Origin of the sequence: Dyella ginsengisoli (assembly GCF_044904665.1) — a bacterium.
Lineage (GTDB): Bacteria > Pseudomonadota > Gammaproteobacteria > Xanthomonadales > Rhodanobacteraceae > Dyella_A > Dyella_A ginsengisoli.
Window position 1 is genome coordinate 1,432,478 of record NZ_JADIKM010000001.1, and the last position, 19,585, is coordinate 1,452,062.

A 19,585-nucleotide genomic window follows, 5' to 3' on the forward strand; every position below is an offset into this window, starting at 1 on the left:
TCCACTGGAACGACGATGTGACAGACCCGGCATGATGCCGGGCCAGCATGGGGCGGCCACCGCGAGGTGATCCGCCCCATGTCGTATTCAACTTCTTTTGCAAGCGAGTGCACGATGAGCCAAACCTCTCCCCAGCCCGTCGATCTGCTCATCGAAGCCCGCTGGGTGGTGCCGGTCGAACCGCATGCGGTGGTGCTGGAGCACCACGCCGTGGTGGTCGACGCCGACCGCATCGTGGCGCTGCTGCCGATCGCCGAGGCGCGCGCCGCCTACGCGCCGCGCGAGCGGGTCGAGCTGGGCGAGCATGCGCTGATCCCCGGCCTGATCAACAGCCACACGCACAACCCGATGACCCTGCTGCGCGGACTGGCCGACGACCTGCCGCTGATGACCTGGCTGCAGGACCACATCTGGCCGGCCGAGGCGAAGGTGATCGGGCCGGAATTCGTGCGCGACGGCGTGGAGCTGGCGGTGGCCGAGATGCTGCGCGGCGGCACCACCTGCGCCAACGAGAACTACTTCTTCCCCGACGCGATCGGCGCCACCTATCGCAAACTCGGCTTCCGCGCCGTGGTCGGCCTGCCGGTGATCGAGTTCCCGACCGCGTGGGCGAAGACCCAGGACGAATACTTCGAGCGCGCCGGCGAGGTGCATGACAGTTTCCTCGGCGACGCGCTGGTCAGCACCGCGTTTGCGCCGCATGCGCCGTACACCGTGTCCGACGCCAGCTTCGAGCGCATCCGCGTGCTGGCCGACCAGCTCGACATCCCGGTCCACCTGCACCTGCACGAGACTGCGCACGAGGTGGACGAGGAAAAGAAGAAAAGCGGCCTGCGCCCATTCCAGCGGCTGCAGAAGCTGGGGCTGGTGAACGACCGGCTGATCGCCGTGCACATGACCCAGGTGACCGATGCCGAAATCGCCGCCTGCGCCGAGGCCGGCGTGTCGGTGGTGCACTGCCCGGAGTCGAACCTCAAGCTCGCCTCCGGCTTCTGCCCGGCCGAGAAGTTCCGCCGGGCCGGCGTCAACCTCGCCGTGGCCACCGACGGCTGCGCCTCCAACAACGATCTGGACATGTTCGGCGAGATGCGCACCGCGGCGATCCTCGCCAAGGCTGTGGCGCAGGACGCTTCCGCCTTCGATGCGGCTTCCGCCCTGCGCGCCGGCACGCTCAACGCGGCGCGCGCGATAGGGCTGGAAGACAAGGTGGGTTCCATTGAAATCGGCAAGCAGGCCGATCTTGCGGCCGTGCGGCTGAGCGACCTGGAGACCCAGCCGCTGTTCCACGTGGCCTCGCAGCTGATCTACGCCACCGGTCGCCACCAGGTCACCGACGTGTGGATCGCCGGCCGGCGCAAACTGGCGGCCCGCCAGTTGGTGGACATGGACGTGGACGCCATCCTCGCCCGCACGCGGCAGTGGCGCGAGCGCATCTCGGCTGCATGAGCGCGCGTATACGGAGACACTGCCGATGAATCTTTTTCTGGTGATGCTGCTGCGCCGTCCGGTGGTCGATCCGGCGGCGATTGAAGCGCACATGGTCTTCCTCGACGCGCTGCGCACCGAGGGCCGCGTGGAGCGTTCCGGTCCGTTCGCCGACAAGAGCGGCGGCGCATATCTGCTGCGCGCGGCTGACCTGGCCGAGGCACGGGCGCTGGTGGCGCGCGATCCGGCCCACACCAGCGGCGGCTGGGATATCACCATCCACGAATGGCAGGCGCGCTGAGCGCCGCCCCGGAGTCAAGCCATGCACAACCCGCACGCCAACGTGAGCCTCGAGGAAATCGCCCGCTTCGACAAGCTGGCCGCGCGCTGGTGGGACCCGGACGGCGAGTCGCGCCCGCTGCACGATCTCAATCCTGTGCGTGCGCAGTATGTGGCCGAGCGCGTCGCGCTGCAGGGCGCGAAGGTGGCCGACGTCGGCTGCGGTGGCGGCCTGCTCAGCGAGGCGCTGGCGCGTGCCGGCGCGCAGGTCACCGGCATCGATCTGGGCGAGAAGGTGATCGAGATCGCCAGGCTGCACCTGTACGAATCGAACCTCACCGTCGACTACCGCGTGCAGTCCTCCACGGAGCTGGCGGCCGCCGAGCCGGCCGGTTTCGATGCGGTGTGCTGCATGGAGATGATCGAGCACGTGCCCGATCCCGAGGCGCTGGTGCACGACCTGGCGGCGATGCTCAAGCCGGGCGCGCGGCTGTTCATGTCCACCCTCAACCGCACGCCGGTGGCGTTCGGTGCGGCGATCCTGGGCGCCGAATACCTGATGCGCCTGCTGCCGCGCGGCACGCATCACTACGCGCAGTTCCTCAAGCCGTCCGAGTTGGCGCGCCTGCTGCGCCATGCCGGGCTGGAGCTGGAGGACGTCTCGGGCCTGGCCTACAACCCGCTCACCCGCAAGGCCTGGCTGAGCCGTGTCACCGCGGTCAACTACGTGCTGTGCGCGCGCAAGCCGGCATGAAGCCGCGGCCCGCCCGCATCGAGGGCGTGCTGTTCGACCTCGACGGCACCCTGCTCGACAGCGCGCCCGACCTCTACGCCGCGCTGGTGCGCCAGTGCGCGGAAGAGGGCGTTGCCGCACCGGATTACACGACGGTGCGCGAAGTGGTCTCGCGCGGCTCGCGGGCGATCCTGCGCTGCGCCTTCGCCGATCGCGGCGAGCCGGCGATCGAGGCGCTGGTGCCGCGCTATCTCGATTTGTACGAGGCGCTGGTGGCACAGGACACGCACGCCTTCGCCGGCGTCGAGGCTCTGCTCGCGCAGTTGGAGGCGCGTGGCATCCGCTGGGGCGTGGTCACCAACAAGCCCGGCTTCCTCACCGATGCGCTGCTGGCGCGCATCGGCTGGGATGCACGCGCGGCCGCCGTGGTGTCGGGCGATACCCTGCCGGTGAAGAAACCCGATCCGGCGCCGGTGCTGCTCGCCTGCGAGCGCGCCGGTATCGACCCGGCGCGCAGCGTGTTCGTGGGCGACGACCGGCGCGACGTGATGGCCGGCGCCGCCGCCGGCCTGTACACCGTGGCCGTGCGCTGGGGCTATCTCGACGGCGGCAACCCGGACGACTGGCAGGCCGACTGCGTGATCGATCATCCGGACGAGCTCACCACGTGGTTCGCGGCCGAGGTGTCGGCATGAGCGATACCGGCCACGGCGCGCTGCAGAGCTACGTCGACAAGTGGCTGGCGGTGCAGCCGCAGCAGCGCGTGGCGCTGGCCTTCGTCGATCCGCGCGAGCACGCCGGCCACATCGCGCTGGCGGCGCTGGAACAGGAACTGCTCGGCGCGGCCTACGGCATTCGCGAGCCACAGGTGGCCGCGGTCAAGTTGAACTGGTGGGCCGAGGAGCTGGCCGGCGCCGCGCAGAGTGGCGGTCGTCATCCGTTGACCCAGGTGCTGTTCGACGACGAGCGCGCCCACGCGCTGCCGGCCGAGCGCTGGCTGGCGCCGGTGCGCGCCGCCATCACCCAATTGGAAGACGGCACGCCGGCGGATTTCGCCGCGCAGCTGGCCGCAGCGCAACCGCTGCACGGCGCGCTGGCCGAGCTCGAGACGGCGTGGTGGTTCGGCCCGCAGGCGTCGTCCGAGCGCGCGTCGCGCGTCGCGGTGCTGGCGCATCTGCTGCACGCGCTGCGCCGCCTGCACGACGACGCCGAGCGCGATCGCCTGCCGCTGCCGATGACGCGGCTGGCCCGGTTCGAGCTCGCGCGTTCGGCGCTGCGCACGCGCAGCGAGGCGCGCGACCAGGCGATTCGCGCGCAATTGGCCGATCTGGCCGCGGCGTGGCGCGAGGCGGCGCAACTGCCCGGACCGCTGGGCGTGTTCCGCGCGCTGGAGGCGCGCCAGGATGCGCGCCTCGTACGCGCGGCGCAGCGGGCGGATGATCCGCTGCGCACGCTGCAACTCGGGCTGGAGGGAGGCAGCTTCGGCAACACGCTCGCCGCCTGGAACGCAGCACGCCGCTGGCGCCGGGCCGCCGTGGGCTGAGATCGCGGTTGCCTGCGGCCAGCGGACGCAGCGTTTCCCGCATCCGCCTGTTGTGCTGGCAGGCACTGCCCCAAAATAAGCGCTTCGACGCGAAACCCTCGCACGATTGCTCCAGGACACGCCCATGCACAGCCACGAGAACACTGCCCGCCTGATGCCCGATGTCGCCCATCAGGCCCAGCCGCATCTGGCCGGCGCGCTGGACTGGGTCGGCATGGACGGCATCGAGGTGCCGGTGCGCTTCGACGCGGGCGATGGCGACGTGCAGCGCGCCAGCGCGCAGGTCGGTGCCTTCGTCAATCTCACCCGGCCGGACAAGCGCGGCATCCACATGTCGCGGCTGTATCTGCTGGTGGACGAGCACCTGAGCAAGCGCACGCTGGATGCGGCGATGATCGAGGGCCTGCTGGGCGCGTTCCTGGAATCGCACAAGGATCTGGCCGACCGGGCACGCATCAGCATCCGCTTCGACCAGCTGGTGCGTCGCGCCGCCCTGCGCAGCGCCAACAGCGGCTGGCGCGCCTATCCGGTGTCGATCGAGGCGAGCCTGGGTGCCGACGGCTTCCGCATGGAGTTGGGCACCGAGGTAGTCTATTCGTCCACCTGTCCGGCATCGGCCGCGCTCTCGCGCCAGCTGATCCAGGACCAGTTCGCCAAGGACTTCGCCGAAGACGCCGCGCTGGATCGCGCCGCCGTGCTGGCGTGGCTGGGCAGCGAGCAGGGCATCGTCGCCACGCCGCATGCACAGCGCAGCGTGGCGCGCCTGCTGGTGCGCTTCGACAAGGACGCGCCGGTCAACCTCATCGCCCTGCTGGACCGCGTCGAGCAGGCGCTGGGTACGCCCGTGCAGACGGCGGTGAAGCGGGAGGACGAGCAGGCTTTCGCACTGGCCAATGGCGGCAACCTGATGTTCTGCGAGGACGCCGCCCGGCGCATCCAGCGCGCGCTGGATGCCGACGCCACGATCGCCGACTTCTACGTGCGGCTGGAGCATCAGGAAAGCCTGCATCCGCACGACGCCGTGGCCTACGCCAGCAAGGGCGTGCCGGGCGGTTTCGGCAGCGGCGACTGCACCTAGGAGCCTGTCAGACTTTGGTCGGTCGGGCTGCAAATCAGGCGGCGCGGTCCATATTTCCACCGCTTCTTGGCCCATAGAACCACTATGGGCCGGCGAATCGTCGAAAATCTGTCCTCGCGCAGCCCGATTTTCGCCTCGACCACCAAAGTCCGACAGGCTCCCAGCGCTCGCCTCGCTCAGACCGCTGCGTAGGTCCCCGCCAGCAGCGTGACGGCGACAAACAGCAGCAGCGTGAGCACGCTCGCGACCACGTAGCCCCACGGATCGCCCAGCCGCCGCGCGCGCAGATACAGGTAGACGGGCGCGCCCGCGGCGCCGAGCAGGATCATCCACCAGTACGCGTTGGAAGGCGTGCGACCGGCGCGCCTGAAGGTTTCCCGGTCGTGGATCGCCAGTCCGATGTAGCCCAGCAGGGCGACCAGGCCAGCGCCCGGCATCGACGACAGCACCAGCAGCCCCAGCGGCAGGCACGCGATCAGCCAAGCAGGCATCGGGTTCACCGGCGCTGCGTGGATCGAGGCCGATGCGCTATCGCCGGTCGCTGAAGGCAGCGGCACGTCGGCGGCGAACAGTGTGCTCTCCACCGGCGCCCACGCCGCCATGCCGTCGCACCAGACCAGGGTGCCGGCCGGCATCCGGCCGTCGCGCAGGCGCTGGCGGATCGTCGCCTCGTCGACCGGACCCACGGCGCGCGTGCCGTCCTGGTAATGCCACGGGGTAGCGGACATGCGTGGATGCTCCGTGCCTCAGTGATCGCGCAGGCCCGGCAGCAGCAGCGGATCGAGCCGCGTGCCGAACCAGTTGAAGCCCCAGTGCAGGTGCGGCCCGGTGGCACGGCCGGTCATGCCGGACAGGGCGATCACCTGGCCCTGCCGCACCCGCTCGCCGGCGCGCACCTGCAGCTTCGACAGATGGAGAAAATTCGAGCTGAGCCCGAAGCCGTGGTCGATCAGCACGGTACCGCCGGTGAGGTACAGCGCCGGCGCGGCGAAGGTCACCACGCCGGCGGCCGGCGCGCGCACCGGCGTGCCCACCGGCACCGCGATGTCCATGCCCGAATGCGGCGCGCGCGGATCGCCGTTGTAGATGCGCTGGTTGCCGAAGCGTCCGCTGACGCGCCCGCGCACCGGCCAGACAAAGCCGTGCAGGAAATCCTCGCGCGCATCGTCGCGTTCGCGCGCCGCCGTCACCTGGGCCTGCTCGCGCGTGATGCGTGCGGCGATCGCCGGCGGCGGGTTCACCGTCTTCGGTGGCACGCCGTTGACGCGTTCGATCGGCCAGTTGCGGGGCGTCACGGTGATGCGCACCGTGCGTCGTCCGTCATGCCCGTTGTCGAGCGTGAGCACCAGCGGGCCGGCTTCATCGCGGCCGGCGCCGAACACCACGCGCCCATCGGCGCCGACGTGCAGCGACGTGCCGTTGAGTCGTGCCGTGGAGCCGGCAGGCAGATGCGCGATCACCAGCTGGCCCTGCGAGATCGTGCGTGGCAGGGCGTTCGGTGCGGATGCCCGGGCCGGTGACAGCATGGACAGCAGGGCGAAGGCGAGCATCGCGCCACTCGCGCGGTGCCACGGCTTCATCGGCACGAGCTTCGCCGCGCGCCGCGCCGGATGGTTCTTCCAGGCCGGCCGGTCAGTGATCATGAGGGGGCTCGTGGATGTCGTGATCCCCGCAGCGACGAAAGACGACGCGGTCGGGCACGGGATCCTCGCCGCCGCTGCACAGCGGCTGGCAGCGGGCCAGCCGCCACAGCGTCAGCGCACCGCCGCGCAGCGGACCGAAGCGCGCAACGGCAATCCGTGCATAATCGGAGCAACTGGGGTAGAAGCGACAGCGCTGCCCCAGCAAGGGGCTGAGCCAGCGTTTGTACAAGCGGAGCAGAAGCAGCAGGAATCGGGTCAAGACGGTTCACGCGGCCGAGACGGCTGGCGGTTCGTAGTGCGCCAGTATTCCAGAAAGCGCGCTTGCTGGTGTAAGGCACATGGGCTATAACACCCGGCCGCCACGGCCAAAACGGTGAAGGGAAATGGCGAAAACCACGCGTAGTTCGACCGCCGGCAAGGCGCAGAAGAACAAGCCTGCGGCCACGGCAAAATCCACCAAGCCCGGGAAGGCGAAACCCGTTGCGGCCGCCTCGCGCGGCGCCAGCAAGGCGGCCAAGTCCACACCGAAGAAAGCCGCGGCCTCCAAGCCCGCTGCCAAGAAGACTGTGAAGAAGGCGCCCGTGAAGGCCGCGCCCGTGAAGAAGCCGGTCGCCAAGAAGGCTGTAGCGAAAAAGCCGGTTGCCAAGAGCGCGCCGGTGAAGAAGCCGACGGCCAAGAAGGTTGCGGCGAAGAAGCCGGTCGTCGCCAAGAAGGCGCCGGCCAAGAAAGTTGCCAAACCCGTCGCCGTGAAGAAGGCGCCGGCCAAGGTGGTTGCCAAGAAGGCGGCACCCGTCAAGCCGGCTCCGGTGAAAAAGGCTGCGGTGAAACCCGCTGCGGTGAAACCCGCGCCGGCTCCGGTCGCGGCCAAGCCTGCGTCGGTAGCCAAACCTGTCGCGGCGAGCCCGGCCCCCGCTCCGGCCGCTCCCGTCAAGGGCAAGGTAGCCAGCGCCGTGGCGCTGGCCACTCCCCGCGTGGCCACGGCCACCGCCAGCCATACTCCTCCCAAGAAACAGAAGTCCCAGTCGTCCTCAATGAATAAAGCTGCTGCAATTTCCGACAATGGCGTGACCAAGGAAGACGGGCGCTACGCGCTCCCGGCGACCACCACGATCGAACTGCCCAAGGGCTACCGCCCCTCCGCCGACGAGGAGTACATGAGCCCGCGACAGCTGGCGTACTTCCGCAACAAGCTCCGCGACTGGCGCGACCAGCTGGTGGAGGAGTCGCGCCAGACCATGGAAAACCTGCGCGACGAAGTGCGCGACGTGGGCGACGAGGCCGAGCGCGCCACGCGCGAGACCGAGAACTCGCTCGAACTGCGCACCCGCGACCGCTACCGCAAGCTGATCTCCAAGATCGACAAGGCGCTGCGCCGCATCGAGGAAGGCCGCTACGGCTACTGCGAGGAGACCGACGAGGAGATCGGCGTGGATCGTCTCGACGCCCGCCCGATCGCCACGCTCTCGCTCGACGCGCAGGAGCGCCGCGAGCACCTGCAGAAGCAGATGGGCGACTAGGCCTACGCGGCATCGCTGCTTGTTGACGAAGCCCCGCCCCGCGCGGGGCTTCGTCTTTTGCGGGATCTCAGATCAGTCGCTGGTAATGCGTCAACTCGATGGCTGTTCGGCCGGGATCGGACTCCTGGCGGGTTTCCGAGGCGGTGTGTGGACATGCGGGGAGGGCCGCAACCGTCGTGTCGCGCATTCGCGCACACGCCTGGCGCCCTCAAGTGACGGTTTCCAGACCGCGATGGCCCGGGCGAGGCTTGCATGTGCCACATATATCGGTAATTCTGGATATATGGATAACAACGACGCGCTCGCCACGCTGGCTGCCCTGGCCCAGCCGACCCGGCTGGCGGTGTTCCGTCTGCTGGTGGCGAACGAGCCGCACGGTCTGCCGGCCGGCGACGTGGCGACAACTCTCGATGTGCCGCAGAACACCATGTCCACGCACCTTGGCGTGCTGGCGCGTGCCGGCCTGGTGCATGCCGAGCGGCACAGCCGCTCGATGATCTACCGCGCCCAGCTCGACACGCTGCGCGGCCTGATGCTGTTTCTCGCCCGCGACTGCTGCAACGCCCATCCCGAACTGTGCACTCCGCTGCTGGCCGAACTGGCCTGCTGCCCACCTGCCAAGGCCACTCCATGACCGATCGCATCTTCAACGTCCTGTTCCTGTGCACCGGCAACTCGGCGCGCTCGATTCTTGCCGAAAGCCTGCTCAACCAGCTGGGCGAGGGGCGCTTTCGCGCGTTCTCGGCCGGCAGCCAGCCCAAGGGCGAGGTGCACCCGCTGGCGCTCAAGCTGCTGCGGGACGTGGGGCATCCGGTCGATGGCCTGCGCTCGAAGAACGTCGACGAGTTCGCCGCCGCCGACGCGCCGGTGATGGATTTCGTCTTTACCGTCTGCGACAACGGCGCTGGCGAGGTCTGCCCGATCTGGCCGGGGCATCCGCTGACCGCGCACTGGGGCATCGCCGATCCGGCCGCCGCCAGCGGCACGCCGGAGCAGCGCGAGCAGGCCTTCCACACCGCATTCCGCCTGCTGGCCAACCGCATCCGCGCCTTCACCGCCTTGCCGCTGGCCGGGCTGGAGCGCGAGTCGCTGCGCGCGCAGCTGCAGCAGATCGGCCGCAGCGAGGGCGCCAGCGCCGCGACCGTGCCGGTGGACGTGGTGATCTACCACAACCCCGAGTGCGGCACCTCGCGCAACACGCTGGCCCTGATCCGCCACTGCGGCTTCGAGCCCCACGTGATCGAGTACCTGAAAACGCCGCCCAGCCGCGCGTTGCTCGCCCAACTCGCCGCGCGCACCGGCGAGCCGCTGCGCGCGTTGATCCGCGATAAGGCTCCGCCCTATGCCGAGCTGGGCCTGGACGACGCCACGCTGTCAGACGACGCGCTGCTCGACGCGATGCTCGCTCATCCGATCCTGATCAACCGTCCGCTGGTGGTTTCGCCGCTGGGCGTGGCGCTATGCCGGCCGTCCGAGCGCGTGCTCGACCTGCTGCCGCTGCGTCCGCGCGGCGCCTTCGTCAAGGAGGACGGCGAGGCGGTGCTGGATGCCCAGGGCCGTCGCGTCGGCTGACCTCTTTTAACTCTTTCTGGATTCACCGATGACCGACGCCGCCCCGCGCCTTCGCCTTTCGTTTCTCGACCGCTACCTCACCGTGTGGATCTTCGCCGCCATGGCGCTGGGCGTGCTGCTCGGTTCGGTGTTCACCAGCTTGCCCGCGGCGCTCGACCGCCTGAGCATCGGCAGCACCAACATTCCGATCGCCATCGGCCTGGTGCTGATGATGTATCCGCCGCTGGCCAAGGTGCGCTACGAGGAGTTGCACCAGGTGTTCGCCGATCGCCGCCTGCTGTGGCTGTCGCTGCTGCAGAACTGGGTGATCGGGCCGCTGCTGATGTTCGCGCTGGCGGTGATTTTCCTGCGCGACCAGCCCGAATACATGACGGGCCTGATCCTGATCGGCCTGGCCCGCTGCATCGCCATGGTGCTGGTTTGGAACCAGCTGGCCGGCGGCGACAACCAGTACGTGGCGGGGCTGGTGGCGTTCAACGCGATCTTCCAGCTGCTTACGTTCGGTGCGTACGCGTGGTTCTTCCTCAGCGTGCTGCCGCCGCTGTTCGGGCTGGCCGGGCAGGTGGTGCCGGTAGCGTTTTCCACGATTGCCGGCGCGGTGCTGATCTACCTCGGCATCCCGTTTGCCGCGGGCTGGTTGAGCCGGCGCGCACTGATCCGCGCCAAGGGAGAGCGCTGGTACGTCGAGCGATTCCTGCCGCGGATCGGGCCGATCACCCTGGTGGCGCTGCTGTTCACCATCGTGGCGATGTTCAGCCTCAAGGGCGGCGAGCTGCTCGCGCTGCCGCTGGACGTGCTGCGCGTGGCGCTGCCGCTGGTGGTGTACTTCGTGGTGATGTTCGCGGTGAGCTTTGCGATGGCGCGCTGGGTCGGCGCCAATTACCCGCGCACCACGGCGGTGGCGTTCACCGCGGCGGGCAACAACTTCGAGCTGGCCATCGCGGTGGCGATCGCTGCGTTCGGGCTGGCGTCGAAGGTGGCGTTCGCCGCGGTGATCGGACCGCTGGTGGAAGTGCCGGTGCTGCTGGCGCTGGTGCATGCTGCGCGGGCGATGCAATCGCGCTTTTCGGTGGCGGCGGAGACGCGCGCATGAGCCGGCTGCGCACCCTAACCGATCCCGATTTGCTGCCGGCCCTGCACCCGGAATTCGCTCATCGGCGCCCCGCACTGGGCTTGGCGCCCGATCAGCCGCCGCCGCGCATCCTGCTGCTGTACGGCTCGCTGCGGCAGCGTTCGTTCTCGCGTCTGGCGGTGGAGGAGGCGGCGCGGCTGCTGCAGTTCTTCGGCGCCGAGACGCGCATCTTCGATCCGTCCGACCTGCCGCTGCCCGACCAGGTGGCCGGCGACGATCATCCGGCGGTGCGCGAACTGCGCGAGCTCTCGCAGTGGTCGGAAGGGCAGGTGTGGTGCAGTCCGGAGCGGCACGGCCAGATCACCGGCGTGATGAAGGCGCAGATTGACCACCTGCCGCTGTCGATCGGCTCGGTGAGGCCCACCCAGGGCCGCACGCTGGCGGTGATGCAGGTGTCCGGCGGCTCGCAGTCGTTCAACGCGGTCAACACGCTGCGCCTGCTGGGACGCTGGATGCGCATGTTCACCATCCCCAACCAGTCCAGCGTGGCCAAGGCGTGGCAGGAGTTCGACGAGTCGGGGCGGATGAAACCCTCGGCCTACTACGACCGCATCGTCGACGTGATGGAGGAGCTGGTGCGCTTCACCGTGCTGCTGCGCCCGCATGCGGCGCAGCTGGTGGATCGCTACTCCGAGCGTCGCGAGTCGAACCAGCCGGTAGCCACGACCGCGATCGGCGAGACGTTGGCGCGGATGTAAGCCTGTCCCGGCTTACGTCAGTGCGGCGGCCGCGTGGCTCTTGATCCTGGCCAGCATCGCGGCCAGCCCGTTGGAGCGCGTGGGCGAGAGGTGCTTGGCCAGGCCGATGGTCTGGATGAATTCCGGTTCGGTAGCGACGATTTCTGCCGCCGGTCGATCCGAGTACACCCGCAGCACCAGTGCGATCAGGCCGGAGACGATGGCCGAGTCGCTGGTTGCCTGGAAATGCATCTTTGTGGCATCGCCGCCGGGCACCAGCCATACCATCGACTGGCAGCCGTGCACGCGGTTGGCCTCGGTCTTGGCCTCATCGGGGAACGGCGGCAGCTGCTTGCCCAGGTCGATCAGGTACTGATAACGCTCGGTCCAGTCGCTGAAGAAGGCGAACTCCTCGGCGATCTGCTGCTGGGCGTCGTGGGCGGTGGCGGTCGTTTCGGTCATTCGCGCATTATCGCGCTCAGGCCCGCTGGAAGCGATCTGGTTGCATGGGTCAGGCCTTGGCAACGCTCCAGCGCGTGCCCTGCGCGCCGTCCTCGATCACCACGCCCATCGCCGTCAGCTCGGCGCGGATCGCGTCGGCGCGGGCGAAATCCTTCGCCGCACGCGCGGCGCGACGTTCTTCCAGCAGGGCCTCGACCCGTGCGCCGTCGACGCCGTCGGTGCCGCGCTGGAACCACGCTTCCGGCGCCTGCTGCAGCAGGCCGAGCAGGGTGCCGCCGCCGAGCAGGGCGGCCTTGGCTGCCGGCGTGCCCGACTGCCGCGCCGTATCGGCCAGCACCGACAGTTCGGCCAGTGCCTGCGGCGTGTTGAGGTCGTCGCACAGTGCTGCCTCGATGCTCTCGGGGACCGGCAGCGCGCCTTCGATCATCGGTACCGATTCCAGATCGCGCAGCACGCGGTACCAGCCGTCCAGCGTGCTGATCGCCTGCGCGATCGCGTTGTCCGACCAGTCCAGCGGCTGGCGGTAGTGGCCGCGCAGCAGCAGCAGGCGCAGCGCCTCCGGCGGGTGCTGCTTGAGCAGCTGGTGGACGTGCAGCACGTTGCCCAGCGACTTGGACATCTTGCGACCGTCGAAGGTGAGCATGCCGTTGTGCATCCACCAGCGCGCGAAGGTCTTCCCGCCGTGGGCGCAGGTGGATTGGGCGATCTCGTTCTCGTGGTGCGGGAACTGCAGGTCGATGCCGCCGGCGTGGATGTCGATGGTTTCGCCCAGGTGCGCCGCGCTCATTGCCGAGCACTCGATATGCCAGCCCGGGCGGCCGCGGCCCCAGGGGCTGTCCCAGCCGGGTAGCTCGGGCGTGGACGGTTTCCACAGCACGAAGTCGGCGGCGTTCTTCTTGTACGGCGCCACCTCGACGCGGGCGCCGGCGATCATCTCTTCAGTGTCGCGGCCGGACAGCGCGCCGTAGGCGGCGTACGAGGCCACGTCGAACAGCACGTGGCCCTCGGCGGCGTAGGCGTGGCCGCTGGCGATGAGCGTCTGGATCATCGCGATGATCTCGCCGATGTGCGCGGTGGCGAGCGGCTCGACGTCGGGCGGGGCGATGCCGAGGGTGGCCATGTCCTCGCGGTAGGCGGCGGCGAAGCGGTCGGTGATCGCGCTGATCGGCACGCCCTGTTCGAGCGCAGCAGTGTTGATCTTGTCGTCCACGTCGGTGATGTTGCGGGCGTAGACCACCTGCGGGTAGTGCCGTCGCAGCAGTCGCACCAGCACGTCGAACACCACCGGGCCGCGCGCGTTGCCGATGTGCACGTAGCTGTACACCGTGGGACCGCACAGATAGACGGTGACGCGCTCGGGGTCCAGCGGCGCAAACGGCTCGGTCCGGCGACTGAGGCTGTTGTAGAGCGAAATCGGCATCGGCGGGAGGTCCACGGCGGCAGTCGCCCGGCCAGCGGCGGGCAAAACACGGCCGGGCATCTTAACAAGGCCTAAGCTGCCGCGGCGGCCCGGGCCGTTCTAAGCGTGGATTCAGAGTGAATTTGCTCGAATGCAGCACGGCCCAACAGGGGGCCGGCTACTTCTCCCGAGCTGGAGTCCGCAATGACCAAGATGTTGTTTTCCGTGCTGGCGCTGACTCTGCTCGCCGGCGCCGTCCACGCGCAGGACCGTTACGGACCGCCCGCGGGCCCCGGTGGCGACGATGGCAGCCATTACGGCTGGGCCGACGTGTTGCGGGTCGATCCGAATTATGCGGTGGTGCGCACCGAAGCGCCGCAGCAGGAGTGCTACGACCAGCCGGTGGTGCGTCGCGAGGGCGGCAATTCCACCGCCGGCACGGTGCTCGGCGCCATCGTGGGTGGCGTGCTGGGCAACACCGTCGGCAAGGGTGACGGCCGCAAGGCGGCCACCGTGGCCGGTGCCGTGGCCGGTGGTGCGATCGGCCACCGCGCGGCCGGCAGCGGCCGCGAATACGAGGATACCGAGACCCGCTGCCGCGAGGTGAGCCGGGTCAGCGAGCAGCGCCGCATCACCAGCTATGACGTGGAATACCGCTACCGCGGCGAGGTGTACACCTCGCGCCTCAACTACGACCCGGGCGAGCGCCTGCGCGTGCGGGTGAGCGTGGAACCGGCCGACTGACGGTACCGCTATCGAAGGTCACGACCGCCGCCTCCGGGCGGCGGTCGCGTTTTCGGACGTCGTCCCGCAAATTTTGTTGCACGGCAGCGAAATTGCCGCCATGATTCGGTTTCCTCACCCGAGTCCGCCATGTCCACAGCCGTCTATACCGCCAACGTCCTCACCAGCGCCCGCATGGCTGCTGGCATGACGTCGCGTGCGCGCCGACCGCTGGTCCGACATTCGGCCGGGTAGGCTGTCGCGCGCTGCTGTTCATGTGCAACGACTGAAAAAACCCGGCCCTCGCGCCGGGTTTTTTCGTTTTCGATTCACTTCACGCGGATCCGTCCGCGAATGGCAAGACCGGCCATCCATGGCCGGACTATTCATCAAGAGCGATGTCACCTATGACCCTTCGGCATTTCATCACCACCCAGGACTACAGCCGCGCCGAGATCGACGCGCTGCTGGAACAGGCCGCCGTGTTCAAGCGCTCGCCGCGCGGTCAGCAGCTGGCCGGCAAGTCGGTGGCGCTGCTGTTCTTCAATCCCTCGATGCGCACCCGCACCAGCTTCGAGCTGGGCGCGTTCCACCTGGGCGGCCACGCGATCGTGCTGGCGCCCGGCAAGGACGCGTGGCCTATCGAGTTCGAGGTGGGCAGCGTGATGGACGGCGACACCGAGGAGCACATCGCCGAGGTGGCGCGTGTGCTGAGCCGCTACGTCGACCTGATCGCGGTGCGCGCCTTCCCGAAGTTCCAGGACTGGCAGGTGGACCGCCAGGACAAGGTCATCAAGGCCTTTGCCCAGTACGCGACCGTGCCGGTGATCAACATGGAAACGATCACCCATCCCTGCCAGGAGCTGGCCCACGCGCTGGCGATGAAGGAGCACCTGGGCAGCCTGCAGAACAGGAAGTACGTGCTCACCTGGACCTACCACCCCAAGCCGCTCAACACCGCGGTGGCCAATTCCGCGTTGCTGATCGCCACCAAGATGGGCATGGACGTGACCCTGCTGTGCCCCACGCCCGATTACGTGCTGGATGAGCGCTACATGGCGTTTGGCCGTCTGAATGCCGAGCAGAACGGCGGCTCGCTGAAGGTCAGTCACGACATCGAGGAAGCCTACTCGGGTGCCCACGTGGTCTACGCCAAGAGCTGGGGCGCGCTGCCGTATTTCGGCCGCTGGGAGCAGGAAAAGCCGATCCGCGACGCGCACAAGCACTTCATCGTCGACGAGGCGAAGATGGCGCTCACCGACCACGGCCTGTTCAGCCACTGCCTGCCGCTGCGCCGGAACATCAAGGCCACCGACGCGGTGATGGACGCGCCGTACTGCATCGCCATCGACGAAGCCGAGAACCGCCTGCACGTGCAGAAGGCGGTGATGGCGTCGCTGATCGGCCAGGGTTGAGTCGGCCGCCATGTATCAGCCCCGGCATTTCGTCGAGACGCGCGAGGACACCCTGCACGGGCTGATCGATGCGCATCCGTTCGCCACGCTGGTGGCGAACGGGGCCGCTGGCATGGCGGTGAACCACCTGCCGTTCGTGCGGCAGGGCCAGGTGTTGCACGGCCACGTCGCGCGCGGTAACGAACTGGCGGCAATGGATGGCGCTGCGGCGCTGGTGATCTTCCACGGTCCGCAGGGCTACGTGAGCCCGAACTGGTACCCAAGCAAGCACGCCAACGGCGGCCGCGAGGTGCCTACGTGGAACTACGCCGTGGCGCACGTGCACGGCCGCTTGCGCGTGATCCACGATGCCGACTGGCTGCGCGCGCTGCTCGATGGACTGACCGATCGTCATGAGGCCAGCGAGCCTTCGCCCTGGAGGGTCGCCGATGCCCCGGCCGATCACGTGGAAAAGTTGCTCGGTGCCATCGTCGGCATCGAGATCGCGATCGAGCGCATCGAGGGCAAGTTCAAGCTCAGCCAGAACCATCCGGATGCCAACCGCACCGGTGTGATCGCCGGCCTGATCCGGCGCGGGCAAATCGACGACCTGGCACTCGCCGCACTGATGCAGAAACAGGAGGAAGGCCGCGCATGAACCGCCCCCACCGCTATCGCGTCGACGTGGCCTGGACCGGCAACCGCGGCACGGGCACCGACGGCTACCGCAGCTACAGCCGCAACCACGTGATCCGCGTGCCCGGCAAGCCGGATCTCGCCGGGTCGGCCGATCCCACCTTCCGCGGCGACGCCGCCCGGCACAACCCGGAGGACATGCTGGTGGCCGCACTCTCCACCTGCCACATGCTCTCCTACCTGCACATGGCGACGGTCGCCGGCGTGGTGGTCACCGACTACACCGATGCCGCCGAGGGCAGCATGGTGACCGAGGGCGACGGCGGCCGCTTCACCGAGGTCGTGCTGCGCCCGGTCGTCACCATCACCGCCGCCAGCGACCCGGCCAAAGCCGAGGCCGCGCACGAGGCCGCGCATCACGCCTGCTTCATCGCCAACTCTGTGAATTTCCCGGTGCGCTGCGAACCGCGCATCGTCGTCGCTTCTGTCTAAACCTTTTCTTTCCAGGATCTGCAAGCCATGAGCAAAGACATCGTCCTCGCCTTCTCCGGCGGCCTCGACACCAGCTTCTGCGTGCCCTATCTGACCGAGCGCGGCTGGGCCGTGCACACCGTGTTCGCCGACACCGGCGGCGTGGACGCCGAGGAGCGCGCGTATATCGAGGCGCGAGCGAAAGAGCTCGGCGTGGCCAGCCACGTCACCGTGGACGGCGGCCCCGCGATCTGGAACGGCTTCGTGAAGCCCTTCGTCTGGGCCGGCGAGGGCTACCAGGGCCAGTACCCGCTGCTGGTGTCCGACCGCTACCTGATCGTCGATGCGGCGATCGCTCGCGCCAAAGAGCTGGGCACCAGGGCGATCGCCCACGGCTGCACCGGCATGGGCAACGACCAGGTGCGCTTCGACCTGGCAGTGAAGGCGCTGGGCGACTACCAGATCGTGGCGCCGATTCGCGAGATCCAGAAGGAGCACACGCAGACGCGCGCCTACGAGCAGGCCTATCTGGAGGAGCGCGGCTTCGACGTGCGCGCCAAGCAGAAGAGCTACACCATCAACGAGAACTTGCTGGGCGTGACCCTGTCCGGCGGCGAGATCGACCACTGGAAGGCGCCGGGCGAGGGCGCCCGCGGCTGGTGCAAGCCGCGCGCCGAATGGCCGTCCGAAAAGCTGACCGTCACGCTCGGCTTCGAGCAGGGTGAGGCGGTGTCGCTCAACGGCGAGAAGCTGCCGGGCGCGACGCTCCTGGCCAAGCTCAACGCGCTGTTCGCGCCGTACGGCGTGGGCCGCGGCATGTACACCGGTGACACCACGATCGGTCTGAAGGGTCGCATCGTGTACGAAGCGCCGGGCCTGATTTCGCTGCTCGCCGCGCATCGCGCGCTGGAAGAGGCCGTGCTGACCAAGCAGCAGAACCGCTTCAAGCCCGAGGTGGCGCGCAAGTGGGTCGAGGTGGTCTACGAAGGCTTCTTCCACGATCCGGTGAAGACCGACCTTGAAGCCTTCCTCGCTTCCAGCCAGTCGCAGGTCAATGGCGAGGTGGTGCTGGAGACAAGCGGTGCCCAGGTCACGGCGGTGGAAATCCGCTCGCCGCACATCCTCAACGCCAAGGGTGCCACCTACGCACAGTCCGCCGACTGGGGCGTGGAAGAGGCCGAAGGCTTCATCAAGCTGTTCGGCATGAGCTCGACGCTGTGGGCCGAGGTCAATCGCTGACGCATGGACGGCACTTTACGCATCGATACGTCACGGGAGGCGCTGGATCGGGACATGATCCACGCCTTCCTCGCTGAGCAGGCCTACTGGAGCCGGGGCATCCCGCGCGCCACGGTAGAGTGCGCCATCGAAGGCTCGCTGTGTTTCGGTGGCTACCTCGACGGACGCCAGATCGCGTTCGCGCGGGTGGTCACCGATGGCGCCACTTTCGGCTACCTGGCGGACGTTTTCGTGCTGCCGGAGCACCGTGGGCAAGGCCATGCCACGACCCTGATGGCGGCGGTGATGGCGCATCCGCAGTTGCAGGGGCTGCGCCGCTTCAGCCTGGCGACCGGCGATGCGCATGCACTGTATGCCGGCTTCGGTTTCACCGCGCCGGCGCGGCCGCAGACCTTGATGGAAAAGCTCGATCCGGACGTCTACACACGAACGCCAGGCAGGCCATGACCCCTCTTCTGCAATCCACCCTGCAACATCTTGAGGCGCTGGTCGGTTTCGACACGCGCAATCCGCCGCGCGAAATCGGCACCGGCGGCATCTTCGACTACATCCGCGCGCAGTTGCGGGGGTTCGAGGTGACCGTCACCGACTACGGTGCCGGTGCGGTCACCCTGCACGCGGTGCGTGGTGTGCCGAAGCGGCTGTTCAACGTGCACCTGGACACGGTGCCCGACTCGCCGCACTGGAGCGCCGACCCGCACGTGCTGCGCGTGGAAGGCGATCGCGCCATCGGCCTGGGTGCCTGCGACATCAAGGGCGCCGCGGCTGCATTGATTGCCGTAGCGAATGTCACCGACGGCCCGATGGCGATGCTGTTCTCCACCGACGAGGAGGCCAACGATGCGCGCTGCATCGCCGGCTTCCTCAAGGAATTTCCCCCTCTCCCGCTGGGAGAGGGTCGGGGTGAGGGTACGGACGGAGCGGAGCGTTCTGGCGATGCCGAACCCTCACCCCAACCCCTCTCCCGGGGGGAGAGGGGCTTTTGCTACGACGCGGTGATCGTGGCCGAGCCGACCAAGGGCGAAGCCGTGCTGGCCCACCGCGGCATCCATTCGGTGCTGATGCGCTTCGCTGGCCACGCCGGCCATGCCTCGGGTGAGCAGAAGCCCAGCGACAGCGCGCTCCACCAGGCGGTGCGCTGGGGCGATGCGGCGCTGGATTTCGCCGCGGCGCAGTCGCATGAACGCTTCGGCGGGCTGACCGGCCTGCGCTTCAACATCGGCCGCATCGACGGCGGCATCAAGGCCAACATGATTGCGCCGACCACCGAGGTGCGCTTCGGCTTCCGGCCGCTGCCGACGATGGACCCGGAGCGCATGCTGGAGACCCTGCGCACCCTCGTCGAGCCGGCGCCCGCCGAGTTCACCGAAACCTTCCGCGGCGATTCGCTGCCGGCCGGCGACACCGCTACCGCCGAGGCGCGCCGGCTGGCTGCGCGCGACCTGGCCGACGAGCTGGAGATCCCGGTCGGCAACGCGGTGGATTTCTGGACCGAGGCGGCGCTGTTCTCCGCCGCCGGCTACACCGCGTTCGTCTACGGCCCGGGCGACATCGCCCAGGCGCACACCGCCGACGAGTGGGTGGCGCTCGACCAGCTGCAGCATTACGTCACCACCATCCATCGCCTCGTCGCACGCGGCAACGCGTGATGCCGTGCCGACT

At 68.6% G+C, this 19,585-nt stretch carries 23 protein-coding genes and 1 pseudogene; 19 read left to right on the plus strand and 5 right to left on the minus strand.

Annotation, left to right across the window (positions count from 1 at the left end; translation table 11 throughout):
- The first annotated feature begins 114 nt into the window (after window positions 1-114).
- From ISP17_RS06670 to folE2, 6 genes are all read left to right on the plus strand, one after another.
- Window positions 115-1,446: a TRZ/ATZ family hydrolase gene (locus ISP17_RS06670; RefSeq protein ID WP_404631252.1), complete on the plus strand. Its 1,332-nt coding sequence runs from the start codon at window positions 115-117 to the stop codon at window positions 1,444-1,446.
- A gap of 25 nt (window positions 1,447-1,471) precedes the next feature.
- Window positions 1,472-1,726 (plus strand): YciI family protein, encoded by a 255-nt coding sequence (locus ISP17_RS06675; protein WP_404631254.1) that lies wholly within the window; start codon window positions 1,472-1,474, stop codon window positions 1,724-1,726.
- 21 nt (window positions 1,727-1,747) lie between these two features.
- Window positions 1,748-2,458 (plus strand): bifunctional 2-polyprenyl-6-hydroxyphenol methylase/3-demethylubiquinol 3-O-methyltransferase UbiG, encoded by a 711-nt coding sequence (gene ubiG / locus ISP17_RS06680; RefSeq protein WP_404631256.1) that lies wholly within the window; start codon window positions 1,748-1,750, stop codon window positions 2,456-2,458.
- On the plus strand, window positions 2,455-3,132 hold the full coding sequence (gene gph / locus ISP17_RS06685) for a phosphoglycolate phosphatase (RefSeq protein ID WP_404631258.1): 678 nt from the start codon (window positions 2,455-2,457) through the stop codon (window positions 3,130-3,132). Before ubiG ends, gph begins: the two co-directional genes overlap by 4 nt.
- Window positions 3,129-3,980 carry a squalene/phytoene synthase family protein gene (locus tag ISP17_RS06690; RefSeq protein ID WP_404631260.1) on the plus strand — a complete coding sequence of 284 codons (852 nt, stop codon included), beginning with the start codon at window positions 3,129-3,131 and terminating at the stop codon, window positions 3,978-3,980. Before gph ends, ISP17_RS06690 begins: the two co-directional genes overlap by 4 nt.
- Before the next feature lie 124 nt (window positions 3,981-4,104).
- Window positions 4,105-5,058 carry a GTP cyclohydrolase FolE2 gene (folE2, locus tag ISP17_RS06695; protein ID WP_404631262.1) on the plus strand — a complete coding sequence of 318 codons (954 nt, stop codon included), beginning with the start codon at window positions 4,105-4,107 and terminating at the stop codon, window positions 5,056-5,058.
- Window positions 5,059-5,234: 176 nt separating this feature from the next.
- Here folE2 and ISP17_RS06700 read toward each other — a convergent pair whose 3' ends face one another.
- The 3 genes from ISP17_RS06700 to yidD form a co-directional block, all read right to left on the minus strand.
- Window positions 5,235-5,786, minus strand: a complete 552-nt coding sequence (locus tag ISP17_RS06700) for a DUF4339 domain-containing protein (protein ID WP_404631264.1) — start codon at window positions 5,784-5,786, stop codon at window positions 5,235-5,237.
- Window positions 5,787-5,804: 18 nt separating this feature from the next.
- A complete protein-coding gene (locus tag ISP17_RS06705; RefSeq protein WP_404631459.1) occupies window positions 5,805-6,584 on the minus strand; it encodes a M23 family metallopeptidase in 780 nt (259 codons plus the stop codon).
- Between the two features lie 106 nt (window positions 6,585-6,690).
- On the minus strand, window positions 6,691-6,960 hold the full coding sequence (gene yidD, locus ISP17_RS06710) for a membrane protein insertion efficiency factor YidD (RefSeq protein ID WP_404631266.1): 270 nt from the start codon (window positions 6,958-6,960) through the stop codon (window positions 6,691-6,693).
- A gap of 124 nt (window positions 6,961-7,084) precedes the next feature.
- On the opposite strand from yidD, the gene dksA reads away from it, so the two are divergent.
- The 6 genes and pseudogenes from dksA (at window position 7,085) to arsH (ending at window position 11,620) form a co-directional block, all read left to right on the plus strand.
- Entirely contained in the window at window positions 7,085-8,218 is a 1,134-nt protein-coding gene (gene dksA, locus ISP17_RS06715) for an RNA polymerase-binding protein DksA (protein WP_404631268.1), read from the plus strand.
- Window positions 8,219-8,501: 283 nt separating this feature from the next.
- Complete coding sequence (locus ISP17_RS06720) at window positions 8,502-8,852, plus strand: ArsR/SmtB family transcription factor (RefSeq protein ID WP_404631270.1); 351 nt, start codon at window positions 8,502-8,504, stop codon at window positions 8,850-8,852.
- Window positions 8,849-9,259 (plus strand): annotated as a pseudogene (locus ISP17_RS06725) (arsenate reductase ArsC); the annotation flags it as partial. The gene ISP17_RS06720 and the pseudogene ISP17_RS06725, both read left to right, overlap by 4 nt.
- 108 nt (window positions 9,260-9,367) lie before the next feature.
- Complete coding sequence (gene arsC / locus ISP17_RS06730; RefSeq protein ID WP_404631461.1) at window positions 9,368-9,790, plus strand: arsenate reductase (glutaredoxin); 423 nt, start codon at window positions 9,368-9,370, stop codon at window positions 9,788-9,790.
- A gap of 28 nt (window positions 9,791-9,818) precedes the next feature.
- Window positions 9,819-10,883 (plus strand): ACR3 family arsenite efflux transporter, encoded by a 1,065-nt coding sequence (gene arsB, locus ISP17_RS06735; protein ID WP_404631272.1) that lies wholly within the window; start codon window positions 9,819-9,821, stop codon window positions 10,881-10,883.
- On the plus strand, window positions 10,880-11,620 hold the full coding sequence (gene arsH, locus ISP17_RS06740) for an arsenical resistance protein ArsH (RefSeq protein WP_404631274.1): 741 nt from the start codon (window positions 10,880-10,882) through the stop codon (window positions 11,618-11,620). The genes arsB and arsH overlap by 4 nt, the downstream gene beginning before the upstream one ends.
- 12 nt (window positions 11,621-11,632) lie before the next feature.
- On the opposite strand, the gene ISP17_RS06745 is transcribed toward arsH, so the two are convergent.
- Together ISP17_RS06745 and cysS are read right to left on the minus strand one after the other, a co-directional pair.
- Window positions 11,633-12,061 (minus strand): SufE family protein, encoded by a 429-nt coding sequence (locus ISP17_RS06745; protein WP_404631276.1) that lies wholly within the window; start codon window positions 12,059-12,061, stop codon window positions 11,633-11,635.
- Window positions 12,062-12,110: 49 nt separating this feature from the next.
- Window positions 12,111-13,481 carry a cysteine--tRNA ligase gene (cysS, locus tag ISP17_RS06750; protein ID WP_404631278.1) on the minus strand — a complete coding sequence of 457 codons (1,371 nt, stop codon included), beginning with the start codon at window positions 13,479-13,481 and terminating at the stop codon, window positions 12,111-12,113.
- A gap of 183 nt (window positions 13,482-13,664) precedes the next feature.
- On the opposite strand from cysS, the gene ISP17_RS06755 reads away from it, so the two are divergent.
- The 7 genes from ISP17_RS06755 to ISP17_RS06785 all read left to right on the plus strand — a co-directional run bounded on the left by ISP17_RS06755 (window position 13,665) and on the right by ISP17_RS06785 (window position 19,572).
- Window positions 13,665-14,204, plus strand: a complete 540-nt coding sequence (locus ISP17_RS06755; protein ID WP_404631280.1) for a glycine zipper 2TM domain-containing protein — start codon at window positions 13,665-13,667, stop codon at window positions 14,202-14,204.
- Between the two features lie 386 nt (window positions 14,205-14,590).
- The gene (locus ISP17_RS06760; protein WP_404631282.1) at window positions 14,591-15,598 is read left to right on the plus strand and encodes an N-acetylornithine carbamoyltransferase; all 1,008 of its coding nucleotides are present in this window, start codon (window positions 14,591-14,593) and stop codon (window positions 15,596-15,598) included.
- A 10-nt stretch (window positions 15,599-15,608) separates the two neighbouring features.
- Window positions 15,609-16,235 carry an FMN-binding negative transcriptional regulator gene (locus ISP17_RS06765; RefSeq protein WP_404631284.1) on the plus strand — a complete coding sequence of 209 codons (627 nt, stop codon included), beginning with the start codon at window positions 15,609-15,611 and terminating at the stop codon, window positions 16,233-16,235.
- Entirely contained in the window at window positions 16,232-16,705 is a 474-nt protein-coding gene (locus ISP17_RS06770; protein WP_404631286.1) for an OsmC family protein, read from the plus strand. The genes ISP17_RS06765 and ISP17_RS06770 overlap by 4 nt, the downstream gene beginning before the upstream one ends.
- Before the next feature lie 27 nt (window positions 16,706-16,732).
- Window positions 16,733-17,923: an argininosuccinate synthase gene (locus ISP17_RS06775; protein ID WP_404631288.1), complete on the plus strand. Its 1,191-nt coding sequence runs from the start codon at window positions 16,733-16,735 to the stop codon at window positions 17,921-17,923.
- A 3-nt stretch (window positions 17,924-17,926) separates the two neighbouring features.
- Window positions 17,927-18,370: a GNAT family N-acetyltransferase gene (locus tag ISP17_RS06780; protein WP_404631290.1), complete on the plus strand. Its 444-nt coding sequence runs from the start codon at window positions 17,927-17,929 to the stop codon at window positions 18,368-18,370.
- On the plus strand, window positions 18,367-19,572 hold the full coding sequence (locus ISP17_RS06785) for an acetylornithine deacetylase (protein WP_404631292.1): 1,206 nt from the start codon (window positions 18,367-18,369) through the stop codon (window positions 19,570-19,572). Before ISP17_RS06780 ends, ISP17_RS06785 begins: the two co-directional genes overlap by 4 nt.
- Window positions 19,573-19,585 lie beyond the last annotated feature (13 nt).

Coding starts and splice junctions, on each gene's coding strand:
- ISP17_RS06670 (WP_404631252.1), top strand. CDS start 115: ATGAGCCAAACCTCTCCCCAGCCCGTCGATCTGCTCATCGAAGCCCGC.
- ISP17_RS06675 (WP_404631254.1), top strand. CDS start 1,472: ATGAATCTTTTTCTGGTGATGCTGCTGCGCCGTCCGGTGGTCGATCCG.
- ubiG (WP_404631256.1), top strand. CDS start 1,748: ATGCACAACCCGCACGCCAACGTGAGCCTCGAGGAAATCGCCCGCTTC.
- gph (WP_404631258.1), top strand. CDS start 2,455: ATGAAGCCGCGGCCCGCCCGCATCGAGGGCGTGCTGTTCGACCTCGAC.
- ISP17_RS06690 (WP_404631260.1), top strand. CDS start 3,129: ATGAGCGATACCGGCCACGGCGCGCTGCAGAGCTACGTCGACAAGTGG.
- folE2 (WP_404631262.1), top strand. CDS start 4,105: ATGCACAGCCACGAGAACACTGCCCGCCTGATGCCCGATGTCGCCCAT.
- ISP17_RS06700 (WP_404631264.1), bottom strand. CDS start 5,786: ATGTCCGCTACCCCGTGGCATTACCAGGACGGCACGCGCGCCGTGGGT.
- ISP17_RS06705 (WP_404631459.1), bottom strand. CDS start 6,584: ATGCTGTCACCGGCCCGGGCATCCGCACCGAACGCCCTGCCACGCACG.
- dksA (WP_404631268.1), top strand. CDS start 7,085: ATGGCGAAAACCACGCGTAGTTCGACCGCCGGCAAGGCGCAGAAGAAC.
- ISP17_RS06720 (WP_404631270.1), top strand. CDS start 8,502: ATGGATAACAACGACGCGCTCGCCACGCTGGCTGCCCTGGCCCAGCCG.
- arsB (WP_404631272.1), top strand. CDS start 9,819: ATGACCGACGCCGCCCCGCGCCTTCGCCTTTCGTTTCTCGACCGCTAC.
- arsH (WP_404631274.1), top strand. CDS start 10,880: ATGAGCCGGCTGCGCACCCTAACCGATCCCGATTTGCTGCCGGCCCTG.
- ISP17_RS06745 (WP_404631276.1), bottom strand. CDS start 12,061: ATGACCGAAACGACCGCCACCGCCCACGACGCCCAGCAGCAGATCGCC.
- cysS (WP_404631278.1), bottom strand. CDS start 13,481: ATGCCGATTTCGCTCTACAACAGCCTCAGTCGCCGGACCGAGCCGTTT.
- ISP17_RS06755 (WP_404631280.1), top strand. CDS start 13,665: ATGACCAAGATGTTGTTTTCCGTGCTGGCGCTGACTCTGCTCGCCGGC.
- ISP17_RS06760 (WP_404631282.1), top strand. CDS start 14,591: ATGACCCTTCGGCATTTCATCACCACCCAGGACTACAGCCGCGCCGAG.
- ISP17_RS06765 (WP_404631284.1), top strand. CDS start 15,609: ATGTATCAGCCCCGGCATTTCGTCGAGACGCGCGAGGACACCCTGCAC.
- ISP17_RS06770 (WP_404631286.1), top strand. CDS start 16,232: ATGAACCGCCCCCACCGCTATCGCGTCGACGTGGCCTGGACCGGCAAC.
- ISP17_RS06775 (WP_404631288.1), top strand. CDS start 16,733: ATGAGCAAAGACATCGTCCTCGCCTTCTCCGGCGGCCTCGACACCAGC.
- ISP17_RS06780 (WP_404631290.1), top strand. CDS start 17,927: ATGGACGGCACTTTACGCATCGATACGTCACGGGAGGCGCTGGATCGG.
- ISP17_RS06785 (WP_404631292.1), top strand. CDS start 18,367: ATGACCCCTCTTCTGCAATCCACCCTGCAACATCTTGAGGCGCTGGTC.